Origin of the sequence: Metasolibacillus sp., from assembly GCF_025291715.1 — a bacterium.
In the GTDB taxonomy this organism is placed as follows: Bacteria; Bacillota; Bacilli; order Bacillales_A; family Planococcaceae; genus Metasolibacillus; species Metasolibacillus louembei.
The window spans coordinates 1-774 of sequence record NZ_JAMBIZ010000069.1; the positions used below are offsets into that span (position 1 = coordinate 1).

Annotated in this window: 1 pseudogene; it reads right to left on the reverse strand. The window is 40.2% G+C overall.

What is annotated here, in order from left to right:
* Positions 1–774: pseudogene (gene sufS, locus M3Z76_RS19625) on the reverse strand (cysteine desulfurase SufS); the annotation flags it as partial.

Below are 774 nucleotides of genomic sequence, written 5' to 3' on the forward strand. Positions count from 1 at the left end.
AATAGAAGCTCGCACGTGCTGTAGAAGAAGCTTTCAGCCACTTCATAAGCGGTTGTGCACAGTGGTGTCCTGCGCGAACCGCAATGCCTTCTACATCTAATACAGTTGCTACATCATGAGGATGTACGTCTTCAATATTAAATGTAACAAGACCAGCGCGATGCTTTGGACCATAAATTGTAACGCCATCTACTTCTGATAGTCTTTCTAAAGCATATTGCGCTAATTCATGTTCATGCTTTTCAATATTATGAAGACCGATTTCTTCTAGGAAATCAATTGCCGCACCAAGTCCGATTGCATTACCGATAATCGGTGTACCTGCTTCAAACTTCCACGGAAGCTCTTTCCAAGTAGATTCTTGTAAATCTACGAAATCAATCATTTCACCGCCAAATTCAATTGGCTCCATATTGTTCAGCAATTCTTTTTTACCATATAATACGCCGATACCTGTAGGTCCGCACATCTTATGAGCAGATAATGCGTAGAAATCACAGTTTAAATCTTGTACATCCACTTTCATATGAGGTGCACTTTGTGCTCCATCAACGATCATGATTGCACCGTTTTCATGTGCGATTGCTCCGATTTCTTTTACAGGGTTAATCGTTCCAAGTACGTTTGATACTTGCATAATAGAAACGATTTTTGTATTCGGTGTAACTGTTTGACGAACATCTTCTAAAGAAATTGTACCGTCTGGTTGAAGCGGAAGGTATTTTAAAGTTGCACCAGTTTTCTTCGCAACTTGTTGCCACGGAATGATGTTAC